We start from the raw sequence: 15,118 nt of genomic DNA on the forward strand, positions 1-15,118 counted from the left end.
GGCGAGCACCTTCTTCTCGAGCTGCCGGCGGTCCGACTCCGCGCACCTCGCGGCCGTGACGTAGTACTCGAGCACGTCGCGCTGGGGCCCCTCGAGCCTGATCCCGGATATCCACCTCCAGTGGGCGCGCGTCCAGGATCCCTTCCTCGTCCCGTCGGCGTTGCGCTCGTCCCAGACGTGGCCCAGCCTGATCAGGAACATGTTGAGGCGCTGCCTGGCGCGGCGGTACTCCGCCGTGGCGTCGTCGAGGGCGCGGTCGAGGTCCCGGGCGGCCTCGACGGCCGCATCGGGCAGCGGGACCTCCACGATGTTGTGGGTGGCGAGCATGCGGGCGATGAACTCGGCGTCGCGCCGGTCGTTCTTGCGGCGCGCGTCCGCCGCCGGCCTCTGCATCTTGGAGACGGCGGCCACGGCGCAGTCGAGGCCGAGCGCGCGCAGCTCGCGCGCCATGTGGAAGCCGGTGGGGCCGCTCTCGTAGCAGGCCCTGGGCTCCTCGAACCCGAGGGCCCACTCCGCGATCTCGGCGGCGTCCGTCCCGAAGTCACGGTGCGCCACCTCGCCGGTGAAGGGGTTGAACGCCGCGGCGGCGACCGATCGCGCGTGGACGTCCAGGCCGATGGAGGTAACATGGGGCATGGGAAGCCTCCTCCCCGCAGGTGCGGTAAGGGCTACCGCACGGGCCGATACTCAAAGCCCATTGTGGCATCCCGAGCCCGCGAAAAGAAGCTGCGCCGCGGGGGAGGCGACCCAAATGGCTTTCTCATATCGTCTTTTGCTTCGTACGCTGCTTAAGTGCCTCGGAAAGTCCGATAAGCGCCGTGAGGAGCGAGACCAAAGAGGTCAGGAGCTTCACGAAATCAATCAGATCGGTCATGGGCATCACCTCCCATCGCATGGAGGGCGCTGCCCGGCACATGGGACTGCCGTCAACAATAACCAGTCTATCAAACTGCGGTCATAAATACGAATATATGTTCGCTCATAACAGCGACGTGGCCATCTCAAAGCGCGGCTTTACGCAAGGGTGCCGGGTGGCCGCGCTGGGCGCTTTCATGTCCGCACGGGCGCCTATCCTTACGGCAATGTAGCCGCCTATGTAGCAAGCGGCAGGCAACGGGGAAAGGCCATAACCGTGTCAGCTGAAAAGACGCCGGGTATCTCGGCTATCGATACGACGAACTTTGCGCGCCAGATCGTGCTGGACTTTGAGTTTGCGCCGGTGCCAAAGCAGCGCCAGCGCCGTGGGCTGCGCAACGAGATTATCGAGGTCGGCGCCGTTAAGCTCGATTACCACGGCAACGTTATGGGCGAGTTCTCGCAGTTTGTGCAGACGGAATTTACCGAAGGCGTTGCGTATCCCGTCCGCGAGCTCACAGGGATATCGGCCGTGGACACCGCGATGGCCGATCCGCTCTATGTGGTGATCAAAAGGCTCAGCGATTGGATCGGCCGCTACTCCGCCCAGGTGGTTTGTTGGAGCGGGACGGACCGTCGACAGCTTTTGACCGAGTGCCAGGCAAAGCGCATCGACCTTTCCGCATTTCCTACGGACTGGGCCGACCTGCAGGCGTTTTACACCTCGATCATGGACGTGGGCAGCCACGGGCGCGTCTCGTTGGGCGACGCGGCAACGTGGTTTGGCATCGAGTTCGACGAGTCGACGGGCCATGCCCACAGCGCCCTAGCCGATGCGCGCGTGACCGCCAAGCTGCTCAAGCAGGTGATGGACGGGGACTACCACGTGAGCCCGCGCGCCCAGGAAGTTCGCCAGCGGTGGGGGATGGGCGAGCGAGCCCAGACGCGCCTCTCCAGCAAGTGCCCCGAGCTGGGCGACCTGCTGCTGAAGCTGAAGGCGGAGGGGAGGTAGGGGGCACCCTCCGCCCATGCTGGTGCGGTACCTTACTGCCTGGCAGTTCCAGATGTTGGCAGGTGGCTGCCGCAGTGGCCTATCACGATTAACTGTGCCTCGTCATCAAAACAAAAGTGCAAACGGAATGGGTCGCGGCGGTTGCGACCGTTGCCCTTAATGTGCGGCAAGATGCAAACCTGCTTACCGTTGTAAGTGCGTTGGCGGAGCCGCATGAGCTCGGTGTCGTTTTTAGTCAGCTTGGTCTCGGTCGGTGCGGCGTCAAACGAGGTCTGATTTCTAAACTCGCTATAGAGGTCTCCGGTCGTCAAGCGCTCCCCAAACTTGAGTTGCCACATAACGGTCGCTACGGATTTAAGGATCTGCCACTCCTCGTCAAGATCGGCAAAATCATATCGGCGTGCCGAGTCGTATGCCTCGGGCAAAACGAAAATGCGCGAGGGCCAGAGATTCGCAGCAAACCTAAGCTCGTCCTCAAGGGTGCGCGGAAATGCCTCGAGCCCCTCGACAAAACATGCTTCCGCTCTGAGCGCGGCTACCTGCTTTTCCGAGCGATCGGCTCGCTCCAGCGCCTCTTGGAGTCGATACTTTAAGTTGGCGATCGTGTTCTCGGATTCATCCAGCTCGAGCAAGCTGTTTTCCAGTTGCTCAATACGCTGCTCATACGCGGCGTTGCTGTCGGCGTAATCGTTGGCCAGCCCCTCCCAGAGCTGCCTGTCGGCAGTCTCTTTTGACAACAACTCTTTAAGGTTGTCCATTGCCTCTTGGCTGTACGAGGCGGCAAGCGCTTCGGTGCGTTTTGCCTCGGCAGCCGATTCATTTTCTGCATGGCGTTTCATCTCTGCCATGCGGTTGCGTAGCGCCCCGATTGACTGGCGTGATTTGTACCAGGCAATATCGCTCGTGTCTACAATATCGCCCCTGCCGCGCAAGAACGAGCGCCCCAGGCTCCGGTTAAGTATCGTGGATGTCTTGTTGCCGTACTCGTTCAGCCTATCGCGCCTGATGCAGAGGTGTCGACGTGCGTCTTCTTCGTCAGACAGATTGATGTTCGGTTGGTAAATACGAAGCGATGACTTGGGGCAGTTGTATCGATAGGCGGGCGTATCGTAGAGAAAAAGATTGAACAGCTTTGATTTGAGCCGACCATCGGATTCGTCGGCGGCAAACACGTTGGCTAGGCCCATAAGGTTATTGGCGAGCTTGCCAGGATCTTTGACGGGATATCGTCCGGCATCATCGCTGGTTATTAGAATCAGAGGGAGCTCGCGCTGGCTGCTCAGAAGGTTGTCGGAGAACTCGACGTCAAAGTTCTCAAACGTCAGGCGCGTGCACGATGTGTTGACGACTGTCTCTCCAACGCATGCCTGATGATTGGGAAGCGAAAACAGAACCTTTGCGATGCGGGGAATATTGAGGTCCGGTTCTGGCAGTGGCCAGCCCACATAATCGGGCAGGGTCGCATAGGTGACTTTGATATTGACCAGACATGAGTCATCCTCGGAGGTCTCGAGACCAATACAGGTGTGCCAGTGACGAAACGGATAGTGACTGTCGGGCTCGTCATATTCGAAGGCCCAAGCGACGGGAATCCTGCCTCGCTTGTCATCAAAGGCTGCGCGAGTGCAAATGCTCACGCGGCTGCCCGTGGTCATGCCTCCAGAATAGCCAACGGGATAGCTGAGGTTTCCAAATATAAAATCGGAGGCGATGTTTTTATTGCTCGACAGAAACTCAAAGGCACTCTGCTCATGACGCTTGCGCTGCTCTTTATCGCGCACCCAGGTGTAGATCTGACGATACGCATCGACGATTGAGGGCGTGGTGGTCGAATAGGGCGAAAGCCTGAACTTTGCTCGGTAATGAATCTGCTCGTTTTCGGACCGCATGTTAGCCTCGCTTGCCTGTTGGCGGAATTGACCTGTAATGCTCAAGTGTAGGCGTTTGAGTAAAGGGCACGCATCGAACAACGGGCGTTAGGTGCCAAAGCGTCTGTAAGCGTGCTAAATGGTGGTGGTGACGCGGAGTGATCATAAGGCATTCACGTCATTCGCAGCATTGTTGAACAACAAACCATGCGAGGTAAAAGTGGGTCCATTTACAGAAAAGGCGATGACATCACAAGTCTATTGCAAGACAATGGGAATCGATTTTTTTACTAACAATGTATTGCATATCGCAAACATAGGGATGGTCAACATGGGTTATGCCGACTTGCTGCGCAAAGATGCAAGCGCCACGGATATTCGCGAGTTTCTCGTGAGTGGCGAACAGACTGCAATAACCGTGCGCATCCCCGATACGTTGCGTGACGCCGCTAAGGAAGCCGCTTCTCTGAAGGGCACAAGCTTAAGTGCATACGTTCGCGAATGTTTAATCAAGGAGCTTACGAATGACAGGTAATGAACGACAGAAGTACAGTCTCTCCTTTACGAGCATTGGTGCCCGCAGGCTCGAGACTGCTGAGGTCGCGAGGGCTTTTGTTGAGACCCCCGATTGGGCAGAGGTTAGGCGTCGCATAGTCGAGGACGACATTATCAGCCTCAACAAAGAGAGCACTCGCAAGCGTGTCGGTGCTGAGATCATTAAGCGACTCAAGATGCTTGACGCAGATGAGCTGGCATTTTTGGCCGATGCTGTTGACGACGACCAGCTTGCCATGACGTGGCTCGCCATTTGCCGAACCTATCAGGTGCTCTATTCGTTTTCGACTGACGTCGTCGCTGCACGCTTCTCCAATATGGTGCCCGATGTGCCCCGAACGGTATGGGCCGCTTTTGTAGATGAGCAGTCTGTCGATCATCCCGAACTTGCACGCCTCACCGAAAAGTCGCTCAAACAACTCGAGCTCAGAGCATTCGGGATGCTTCGCGAGTGCCGCCTCCTTGACAACGCGGGCAACATCACCCCGCTCTATCCCTCGCTCCATTTTGCGGACCTTGTTCGCGAGAACGCTCCACAGGATATCGAGCTGTTCCCGAAGGCGGGTGTTTTGCTGTGACCAAAAAGTTCGAGCACATCGGATCGCCCGATGCGCGCGCTTTCATCGTGGAGCGTCTCTCCGACGACACGCTTCTCGGCCGCAAGGGCTACACGATGCGACAGTCGACGTATGTTTTGCCGTATCCTCCGGCGCAGAGGTCGTATGCTCGAGATCTCATAGCCGCCATCTGTTCCGACGACCTACCCAATAGGGGCGTCCGCGCTGTGAGGGTGAACCTTTATGACATCGTTCTCGACTACCTGGATTCTGAGGGCATGTGGGAGCCTCTTTGTGAAGCCGAGCAAACCGCCACGCGCGACGAGCTCATCATGATGCTTCAGGACACCATTAGCGTGAGCGACGTCATTAAGCCTGCCGTCGAGGCGGCTATCGACGACTCTGCGTGCGACATTGCGTTCATCACAGGCGTTGGAGAGACGTTTCCCTTTGTCCGAACTCATACGCTGCTCGGCGAAATCGAGACGGATAAACCCGTCGTGTTGGTGTTCCCTGGCGAATACCGCCAGAACGCCGACGGTTCGACCTCGCTTGACATATTGAATATCCCGTCCGAAGCAAACGGCGGCTACTACCGCGCGACGAACGTGTTTGACCTTTAGGGGGCAACTCTATGAAATACGAGTATATGTACGAAAAGCCGATCGACAGGCCGATTGATGCCGTTGTGAAGGCTTCCAGCGTTGAGCATCTTGCTAACGAGCTCGACGAGTACGTGATTACTCCCGAACTTGCCGGTCACCTTAACCGCTTCTTTGATGAGTACAACGATCCCGATGCCACCGGTAATGGTGCATGGATCGCGGGCTTCTTCGGTAGCGGTAAATCTCACATGCTCAAGATTCTCGCAGTGCTTTTGGAGGACCAGGAGGTTGCCGGTAAACGCGCCGTTGACTATATCCTGCCTAAGCTCGAGGACGACCCTGCCCTGCGGGGCGCCATGGAAGTGGCGCGCACCCGTCATCCGAGCGAGTCCATCCTTTTCAATATTGATACGATTGCGCCTAACCAGGGACGCACCGAGGCCGGCGCTCTGCTTGCCGCATTCATTAAGGTTTTCAACCGTCATTGCGGCTATTTCGATGGTGATCAACAGCATATTGCCAAGATGGAATATGACCTTGACCGGGAGGGGCTGCTCGATGCTTTTATAGCTAAAGTTGAGGAGGCTACCGGCAAGGCATGGGTTGATGTTCGCAAAGCAGCGCTTTTGCATGCTGCAAAGATCACTGCAGCATTCGATGAGGTGTGCGGCAACGAGCCCGGAACCACCGACAATGCTGTGCGCTACTACCAGCAAACATATAAGCCCGATATTCACTCGTTTGCCGTTCGCGTGAAGGAATACATCGATGATCACGAGCCGGGGTTCCGCCTGAATTTCTTCGTTGATGAAGTTGGCCAGTTTATCGCCAAGGATTCAAACCTCATGACGAATTTGCAGTCCGTGGCAGAAGAGCTCGCAACCGTATGCGACGGGGCGTCCTGGGTCGTTGTTACCAGCCAGGAAAACATGGAAGATACGATCGGTCAGATGACCGACAAGTCCGCCAATGACTTCTCCAAAATCCAAGCGCGATTCAAAATTAAGATGCAGCTCACGTCCAAGGATGCCAAGGAGGTCATCAAACAGCGACTTTTGGCCAAAAGCCGCGATGCCGTTTCTGCCTTAGACGGCATGTACGATAAGTACAGGGACGACTTCCCGGTGCTCTTTGACTTCGCCGATGGTTCGAAGCGCTATGTGGGTTATAAGGATGAGGACGATTTTGTAGGCACGTACCCCTTTGTGCCCTATCAGTTTGACTTGTTCATCACTGCGATGCGTGGTCTTTCCGACTACAATGCCTTCACGGGCAAGCACCATTCTACGGGAGCCCGCTCCATGCTCGGCGTGTTCCAGGAGGTTGGCGTCGAACTCAACCGCGGTGACGGCTCGACGGAGGGCCAGAATCTGGCAACGTTCGACTCAATGTTCGAAGGGCTGCGCAACTCGTTGAAGAGTGAGGTCTATGGTGCTATCAGCATCGCCGAGACAAACCTTGCCGACATGCCCATGGCAATCCGCGTCCTCAAGGCACTGCTGCTCGTCAAATACTGCAAGGACTTCAAGGCAACGCCGGGAAACCTGCGCGTGCTCCTGTATGGCTCTTTCAAGCAGAACACGGCAACGCTCGAGCAGGAAATTAAGGATGCGCTTGCCGAGCTTGAGCGTCAGCTCTACATACGTCGTAATCCCAACTCGAACATCTATGAGTACCTTACCGACGATGAGAAAGAGATCGAGACGGAAATCCGTGCGACGGAGATTCAGACCTCGGATGTACGCGACAAGATTGGCGATGCGTTTAAGGATATCGTTGGCGCCTCGCGCGCAAGCTACGAGAACGGTTCCTTCTCGCATGCCTTCCCATACAATCTTAAGGTGAACGGCGATGCCATCGGACGTTCGGGTAACGACCTGACTGTTGACATTGTGACCGATGCTTCATCCGGTGGTATCGTGGATGTTCCAACCTCTGGCCCCAAGACACTCACGGTTGTGTTGCACGATCCCAATGCGTTTCTCAACGATGTCGCCTTGTTCGTAAAGACAAATAAGTACGTAAACCAGGCGAGTGGTTCGAACGAGATTCGCAACGCGATAATCGCTGACAAGAGGGCAGTACTCAACGCGCAGTCGCGTAAACTCCGCGCCGATTTAGATGAGCTGATTGGAGAGGCGCGCTTTTATGTTTCTGGAGTCAACATTACCGACTCTGTGAGTGGTTCGGGCAAGGTCGCCATCGAGTGTGCTGTGGGCGAACTTGTGCGGCGCAGCTACACGGGCTTGCAACAAATTGTGCAGAACTACACCGACAGAGACGTTTACAACAGCTGTCTGCCGGCCCAATCGATGATTGACCTTCCTCTTCCCGAGTATGCCCAGACGGTACTTAGCTGGATCGGCATCATGGGTCCGGGCTACGCGGTAACCGTCGGCGGCGATGGCACGTCGAGTCTGATGGCGCACTTTACGAAGGATGAGTACGGATGGCCCGACGTTGCCGTTCGCAATGCGGTGGCGACGCTCTACGCCGCCGGTCGCGTCGAGATTCGTAAGGCGGGGTCGCTCCTCGAGGGCACCGCTCTCGCGCAAGCGCTCAAAGTTGGTCGCGATATGGATAAACTTGTCGTTGCCAAGGTCGAGGCCGTGTCTCCCGAGCGTCTTGCATCGATTAAGAGCTCGTTTAGAAAGCTCGTGGGCACCAATCCCGTTGGCAGCGATGCCAAGTCCATCGCAGGCGAGATGGTGACCTATCTCGAGCAGGAAGTTCCAGCGTTCCGCGCTGCCGAGGGACGAGCCTCGACTTATCCATTCGCCACCGAATTTACCGGGAAGCTTAACAAGCTTAACGCTGCGCTTGGCGCGGTGAATGCTGATTGGAAATGGCTCGTCGACCAGTTTCCCGAGAAGGCTGACGCCCTCGCGGAGGACAAGGTAGACCTGTCGAGCATGAAGCAGTTTATTGAAGGCTCGCCGCTCGCTGTTAAGTGGAATGAGGTCAAGGGGTTCGGCGAAACCGGCCTTGCCGAGATGTGTGACCTCGGCATCGACATTACCTCCGACCTTGAGGGAGCGCTTGCGGTCGTGAACGACCCTCAGTGTTATAAATCGCGCGATATCCCTCGCGCTGCGAGTGATGTCAGGCGGGCGAAGAGCGAGATTGACCGTGCTAGGGAGAGCTTAAGGTCCGACGTTGCTAAGGAACTCGACGAATATCGCGCTTCGTTTGAGAGCGCGTATGACATGGATGCGGTGCCAGAGGAAGCGCGTATCTCGCTTGCAGAGATTTTCGATCAAGCAGCGGCGAGACTCGCCGAAGAGCAGTCATCGCTGCGCATACGGACTTTCCTTGAGTCGTTTAAGGATGCCAAGGCGGCAAGCATAGTTTCCCTGCTCAATCCACCTGCGGCCGCTTCTGCGCACACACAAGAAAACGACGAGTCTGGCGGGGAAGCCGCTGGGTCGCAGCCCGAGCCCGCCCGGACCCAAGCGCCCATGACCTGCGCGCTGAGCTCGCTACGTGCGGGGGCTTATGGTAAACCGACCATCAAGAGTAGGCAGGATGTCGACGACTATCTCGAGGCGCTGCGCGCTGAGCTCGAGGCCAAGGTCGACGACGGAATCATCGTTACGAGGTAGGAACTGTGGACATCGACGTTCATGAAATCGAGGACAGGATCAAGGGCCAGTTCAGCCTTGGTCATGCGACGCTGTTCTGGGAGGACGAGTCCGGCGAGTATGCCGAGACTATCGCCTCTATAGATTTGGACGGCGGCGCTATCCTCGACGCGACTGGTGCGGAGCTTGCATGCAAGCGGACGATCCTTCGCGAACGACCTGCCCATAATCTTGTTGTCTATCGTTCGGGTGCAAAGCCGCGTTTTCAGGATGACTTTCTATACGACATAAAGCTCGCTGCCACGCCCTTCACTTGCAAGATGGAAGGTATCTGGGCGAGCGAATGCGGCGTTCCTATGACCCTTGCCGACGCACTCGCCGAACATGGTCGCTTCTTCAACTCAAAGGAGCGTCGCAAGGCCCTTGCGGCAAGCGTGCTAAGTAAGACTGACGACCGTTCTCTTCGCTTGGCGATGCTCGCCGCGTGCGTAGGATCGAGGGCGGAGATTCCTCGCGACGCCGTGCGCGATGTGGTGAAGAAACTCCTCGCCGAGCTTGGGCGCGGGCAGGATAGGACGTTGCGAGTCATTTACGAGTGCGGGCTTGTCACAACGCTTTGGTCCGAGATCTTTGAAGTAGTGGGATATGCCGCACCCACGGGTGAAGACCCGACCCTCGAAGACCTTGCTCTCAAGATGCTCAAGGCACGCTGCGCCGATCTCATTTGTGACAGTGTGCCGCTCAAAGCGGATGCTGCACGAATACTCGCTGACCTTGCCGCCAGCAGCCGCACTAGCGATTCATATGACTCGCTGGCACGCGAATACTCCGACGCTGTCGTTTCATCGGTGGGTACTGACAAGCGTTCAATGGAGTCTATCGGCACCAACGATGCTCTGGCAGTCTTCGATGACTGGATTATCACAGATATGCTTGGACGTGCTCTCGACGGCACGCTGCACGCGGCTGATGCCCAAAACGAGCTAAACGTGCGCCTGCATACCCACTGGTTTGGGGACTATGTCCACCAGTATGAGGCTCTGGCCGCTGCAGTCACGACGCTTGAGGGAATCGAGGCATATAAGACGGAATGCACCGCGGCGACAACCGAGAGAGAAATCTTTGATGCGTACTGCGCCAATTGGCACCGCATCGACGAGGGATACCGTAGCTTTGTGAATGCCATGCGCAATACGACTGCCCAGTTTAGGAGGAGGGCCAACGAGCTTGTGTCCAGGGTCGATGACGCCTATGGCAAGTTTCTCGTTGACCTGACCGATCGCTGGCAGCTGCATCTTATGGATTCGGGGGTCTATCCACCCTCGACTATTCCCTCGCAGTCGGGATTCTTCTACGAGAAAGTCGAGAAAGAACTCCCGATGGCCGAGAAGGGCAAGCGTCTGGGCGTTATCGTTTCCGATGCGATGCGCTATGAGGTTGGCGCCGACCTTTCGACTCGTATCGCCGGCGGAGCCTTGTCTTCGGGACGTGTTCTCGTGAGTGCGAGCTGTGAGGGGATGGCCTGCATGCTGCCGAGTTATACCCAGTTGGGTATGGCGGCACTACTTCCTGAAGGGACCATGGAGGTTGACCTGGCTACGGCTAACGTGCTTAAGGATGGTGACGCCACCGATGGGCTCGCCAATCGCCAAAAGGTCGTAGAGGCAGCGATTCCTGGCGCTATGCTCATCCAGGCGTCAAAAGTCCTTGAAGAGGGTTTGCCCAATGTCGAGGGCGCTCCGCTCGTGATGGTCTACCATAACGCGATTGACAAGCGCGGTGACTCTCGCGACACCGAAGGCGAGGTCTTCGCAGCATGCGAAGATGCAATCACCCAGGTGATGAAGATTGCCGGTGAGCTTCTGCGCGCGGGATGCGGTAAGGTCCTCGTGACCGCCGATCACGGTTTCCTCTATCAAGATGGCCAAGTCGAAGAGTATAACTTTGCCGCGGCGGACGGTCTTACCGATCTTGTTCATGCTTCCGGTCACAATCTTAGCCACGGCAGAAGATATGCCATGGGCTTGACGCTGCCAAAGAGCGACGTTCTTATTGAATACTCTTCAGCGCAACTTTCGCTTGGTGGCGAGGGGCGGTTTGCCTTCCCTCGAGGTATTACACGCTTGCGTTTGCGCGGCAGCGGCGCACGCTATGTCCACGGCGGTGTCTCTCCGCAAGAGAATGTCGTTCCAGTGGTAACCATAAACCGAGTCGACGCTCGTCAGACGGCGGAGTGCACGGGGGTTCAGGGCTTCCTTTGCGGAAGGTCCGCCATTACCGGCTCAACGGTGACCCTCGACGTATACCAAACGGAGCCGTGCTCCGAGAAGGTGAATCCGCTGACCGTGCGCGTCGGCCTCTACGACCCCGATGACGCGAGCCGCCTCCTATGTGCCGAGGTACAGACGCTCGAGCTCGCAAGTGCGGCTCAGGGCTCCGAGGAACGTAAGACCCGTGTCACGCTCCACGTGACTGACGACGTGGACGACTGCGTCGCCGCGGTGCTCAGGATAAGCGCGCGCGTGGGAAACACCAACCAGTTCGATGCCGAGTGGGAGCAGCGGCTCTCCGTGAACCGCGCGTTCGGCAACGACTTCGACTTCTAGGATGGCAGACATGGACTCCAACAAGATAAAGAACCTGGCCTTCGGCGCCCGCGACGCATTGCGCGCCGAGGTCGCCGCGAGGATCGACGCCGTCCTGGAGCCCGGTAGCCCCGAGCGGCTCGACCTGCCCGAGAAGGTCAGGAGGCTCGAGGCCGCCATCGACGACAAGGGTTTGGACGCCATCATCGAGTCGACGGCGTACACCTGGTTCAACCGCCTGTGCGCGCTGCGCTTCATGGACGCGAAGGGCTACACGCCCGTCCCCGTGGTGACGCCGCGCCCGGGCGCGACCCAGCCCGCGATCCTCGCGGACGCCGCCCAGGGCGTGTTCGACCCGGACTTCGGCTTCTCGCGCCTGGTGCGCGACCGCGTGCAGAGCGCCCTCGCCGGTGGCAGCGGCTCCGGCGCGAACCGCACCGAGGCGGCCTACGGCGAGCTACTGGTGGCAGTATGCGACCGCTACGCCGCAGCGATGCCCTACCTGTTTGGTGAGGCGGCGGCGTCGAGCCTCGTCATGCCGCAGGGCCTCCTCGCCGAGGGCTCGATCCTGCGCCGCATCGTCGAGGACATGGACGATGCGGAGTGCGAGACCGTCGAGGTACTGGGCTGGCTCTACCAGTTCTACGTGGCGGAACGCAAGGCGGAGTACAACGACAGCGGCCGCAAGGCGACCGCGGACGACATCGCGCCCGCCACGCAGCTGTTCACGCCCGACTGGATCGTTAAATACCTGGTGGAGAACTCCCTCGGGCGCCTGTGGATGCTCAACAACCCGGGCTCGGCGCTCGCTTGCAAGATGGATTACTACATAGCACCCGAGGGCGAGACCGAGGACTACATCAAGGTCTACTCGCCCGAGGAGCTAACGCTGTGCGACCCGGCGTGCGGATCGGGCCACATCCTCGTGTACGCCTTCGACCTGCTCTTCGAGATCTACCAGGAGGAGGGCTACTTCCCGGAGGACGTCCCGGCGCTCATCCTGCAGAACAACCTCTTCGGCATGGAAATCGACGGCCGCGCCGCCGAGATCGCCAAGTTCGCGCTCGAGATGAAAGCGCGCGAGAAGGACCCCGATTTCTTCGAGAAGAAAATCGACGCGAACGTGACGGTGCTCGAGCCCGTCGCGTTTGAGCCCGGCGCGCTTGCCAGCGCGGGCCCGCTCGCGGGGGCGACCGAGCTCCTCGACGCCTTCGAGCACATGACCGAGGTCGGCAGTCTCTACGTGCCCGCCCCCGGCGACATTGCCGCCGTGGACAACGCCATTGCGAGCTTCAGCGAGGACGACCTGCTGGGCGCCGGCGTGCTCAGGAAGCTCCACACGATGAAGAGCGTGCTTGAGGCGCTGTCTCGCAGAGTCGATTGCGTGGTCGCGAACCCGCCGTATTTGGGGAGCAGCCACTTTAACGATTATATGAGGGATTGGATTAGGGGGCGCTATCCGGACGAGAAAAGCGACTTGTGCGCTTGTTTTATTCGTCGTGGTTTTAGCCTTGTGCGTAGTTATGGCTATAGCTCCATGGTTACGATGCATTCTTGGATGTTCCTTGGTTCTTTTGAGCAGATGAGGAAGTCGATTCTTTGCAATAAGATGATTGTCTCCATGGTGCATCTTGGGTCCCGCGCATTTTTGCAGATTGGCGGAGAGGTCGTACAAGTTACTGCTAGCGTTTTTTTTAATGCTGCGCCGCGCGATAATATAATGGGTTGCTATGTCCGACTTGTTGGGTTCGGCAACAGTGAAGAGAAACAAGCCGCCTTACGGTGTGCTGCCGACAGATCTTCTTGTCCATGGAGGTTTGAATCAAGGCAATCTACTTTTGGAGCCATTCCGGGTTCGCCGATTGCTTATTGGGCCAGCGAACAAACGCGCCTAGCCTTTTTGACTGGGACCAATGCAGGAGCTATTGCCGAGTTCAAGCACGGCATGAGCACGGGTAAAAATGAAAAAGTCTTGCGGCAATGGCAGGAAGTCAGGCTGTGTGACATCTGCTTCGATGCTGGGTCACATGAGGATTTTTACACAAGCGGCGCTCGGTTTGTACCCTACAACAAGGGAGGCCAATTTCGTAAATGGTGGGGGAACCAGGCGTTTGTCTTGGGATATGATAAAGAATTTGATCGGCTGATGGATTCATTTGCGGGTCATCGTCACGATAATCGGGATACGTATTTCCGTCAAAATCTATCATGGTCGAAAGTGTCTACTGATCAGCTTGCAATGCGCCTTTTCCCTAAAGGTTTTGTTTATGATGTTGCGGGTTGCAGCCTATTCACTAACCCTAATTCTGAGCCTGTTCTGCTTGCGATGTTTAATTCTTCCGTAAGCATGGAATTGATGGGACTTATGGCGCCGACTTTAAATTATGAGGTTGGTGTCCTACGAAATGTGCCTATTGCTGAAGAAGCTCTTACAAATACCTCTGTCCCTTTTTTTGTTTCTGAGTGCATAAGGTTGAGCCGTGCTGATTGGGACGCTTTTGAAACCTCATGGGACTTCGAGTGTCATCCTCTTGCACCCTCCGCACGCGAACGTGCTGAGCAACTTTCCTACGGCATGAACTCCAGCGCCCGCGCGGCCTCCGTTTCGCTGATTTCGGAGAGGTTTAAGCGCTGGAGCGCCGATTGCGACGAGCGCTTCAACCAGCTCAAGTCCAACGAGGAGGAGCTCAACCGCATTTTCGCGCGAATCTACGGCATGGAGGGCGAGGTGCCCATCGAGGTGCCCGACGACAAGGTCTCGGTGCGTCGCGCCGACCTCGTGCGTGACGTGAAGTCTCTCGTCTCCTATGGCGTCGGCTGCATCATGGGCCGCTACTCGACTTTCGCGCCTGGACTGATTCTGGCGGATGCTCAGCAGACCGTGGATGACTTCAAGACAAAAGTTCCCAATGCTGGGTTCCTGCCCGACGCCGACGCCATCCTCCCCGTGCTTGACGGCGAGTGGTTCGGCGACGACATCGTGGCTCAGTTCCGCAAGTGGCTTGAAGTGACCTATGGTGCCGAGACGCTCGATGAGAACGTGAGGTTCATCGAGGAAGCCTTGGGCAAGGACTTGCGCAAATACTTCGTGAAGGACTTCTACAAGGACCACTGCGCGACCTATCAGGTGACGGGCAGCGGTAAGCGCCCCATCTATTGGATGTTCGCGAGCCCTAGGGGCAGCTTCCAGGTGCTTGTTTACATGCATCGTTACACGCCGAGCACGGTCGGCCAGATTCTGACCAAGTACCTGCGCGAGTACGTCGAGAAGCTCAATGCGAAGATCGGCCAGCTGGAGCAGAGTGACCGCGCTGCAGACAACCGCCAGGCGGACAAATATCGTGCGGTGGTGCGCGAGCTTACCGACTGGGAGCGCGACGTCATCTACCCGCTCGCGAATGAGCGAATCGGCATTGACCTGGACGACGGCGTTAAGGTCAACTACAACAAGTTCCCGCACGCCTTAGCTAAGGTTACGGGTCTGAGCACGTGGAAGTAGG

At 57.5% G+C, this 15,118-nt stretch carries 9 protein-coding genes; 7 read left to right on the plus strand and 2 right to left on the minus strand.

The window, feature by feature from the left end; genetic code table 11:
• A partial coding sequence (locus tag ACTQX9_RS03145; protein ID WP_441540468.1) for an IS110 family transposase occupies nt 1–636 on the minus strand: 636 nt, incomplete at its 3' end.
• 496 nt (nt 637–1,132) lie between these two features.
• Here ACTQX9_RS03145 and ACTQX9_RS03150 point away from each other — a divergent pair.
• Complete coding sequence (locus ACTQX9_RS03150) at nt 1,133–1,867, plus strand: exonuclease domain-containing protein (protein ID WP_441540469.1); 735 nt, start codon at nt 1,133–1,135, stop codon at nt 1,865–1,867.
• A gap of 32 nt (nt 1,868–1,899) precedes the next feature.
• Here the strand turns inward: ACTQX9_RS03150 and ACTQX9_RS03155 are convergent, their stop codons facing one another.
• Nucleotides 1,900–3,837, minus strand: a complete 1,938-nt coding sequence (locus tag ACTQX9_RS03155; protein ID WP_441540470.1) for a hypothetical protein — start codon at nt 3,835–3,837, stop codon at nt 1,900–1,902.
• Nucleotides 3,838–3,955: 118 nt separating this feature from the next.
• Between ACTQX9_RS03155 and ACTQX9_RS03160 the strand changes: the two genes are divergently transcribed.
• Genes ACTQX9_RS03160 through pglX form a run of 6 tightly spaced genes read left to right on the plus strand, consistent with a single transcriptional unit; the run spans nt 3,956 to nt 15,117 of the window.
• Nucleotides 3,956–4,270, plus strand: coding sequence for a YlcI/YnfO family protein (locus ACTQX9_RS03160; protein ID WP_441540471.1), 315 nt, complete (start codon nt 3,956–3,958; stop codon nt 4,268–4,270).
• Nucleotides 4,260–4,868 (plus strand): DUF1819 family protein, encoded by a 609-nt coding sequence (locus tag ACTQX9_RS03165; RefSeq protein WP_441540472.1) that lies wholly within the window; start codon nt 4,260–4,262, stop codon nt 4,866–4,868. Before ACTQX9_RS03160 ends, ACTQX9_RS03165 begins: the two co-directional genes overlap by 11 nt.
• Nucleotides 4,865–5,470, plus strand: a complete 606-nt coding sequence (locus ACTQX9_RS03170) for a DUF1788 domain-containing protein (RefSeq protein WP_427795007.1) — start codon at nt 4,865–4,867, stop codon at nt 5,468–5,470. The genes ACTQX9_RS03165 and ACTQX9_RS03170 overlap by 4 nt, the downstream gene beginning before the upstream one ends.
• Before the next feature lie 11 nt (nt 5,471–5,481).
• Nucleotides 5,482–9,054 (plus strand): BREX system P-loop protein BrxC, encoded by a 3,573-nt coding sequence (gene brxC, locus ACTQX9_RS03175; protein ID WP_441540473.1) that lies wholly within the window; start codon nt 5,482–5,484, stop codon nt 9,052–9,054.
• A gap of 5 nt (nt 9,055–9,059) precedes the next feature.
• Complete coding sequence (pglZ, locus tag ACTQX9_RS03180) at nt 9,060–11,639, plus strand: BREX-1 system phosphatase PglZ type A (protein WP_441540474.1); 2,580 nt, start codon at nt 9,060–9,062, stop codon at nt 11,637–11,639.
• Between the two features lie 10 nt (nt 11,640–11,649).
• Nucleotides 11,650–15,117, plus strand: a complete 3,468-nt coding sequence (pglX, locus tag ACTQX9_RS03185; protein ID WP_441540475.1) for a BREX-1 system adenine-specific DNA-methyltransferase PglX — start codon at nt 11,650–11,652, stop codon at nt 15,115–15,117.
• Nucleotide 15,118 lies beyond the last annotated feature (1 nt).

Source organism: Collinsella sp. LCP19S3_F2 (assembly GCF_052121015.1).
In the GTDB taxonomy this organism is placed as follows: Bacteria; Actinomycetota; Coriobacteriia; order Coriobacteriales; family Coriobacteriaceae; genus Collinsella.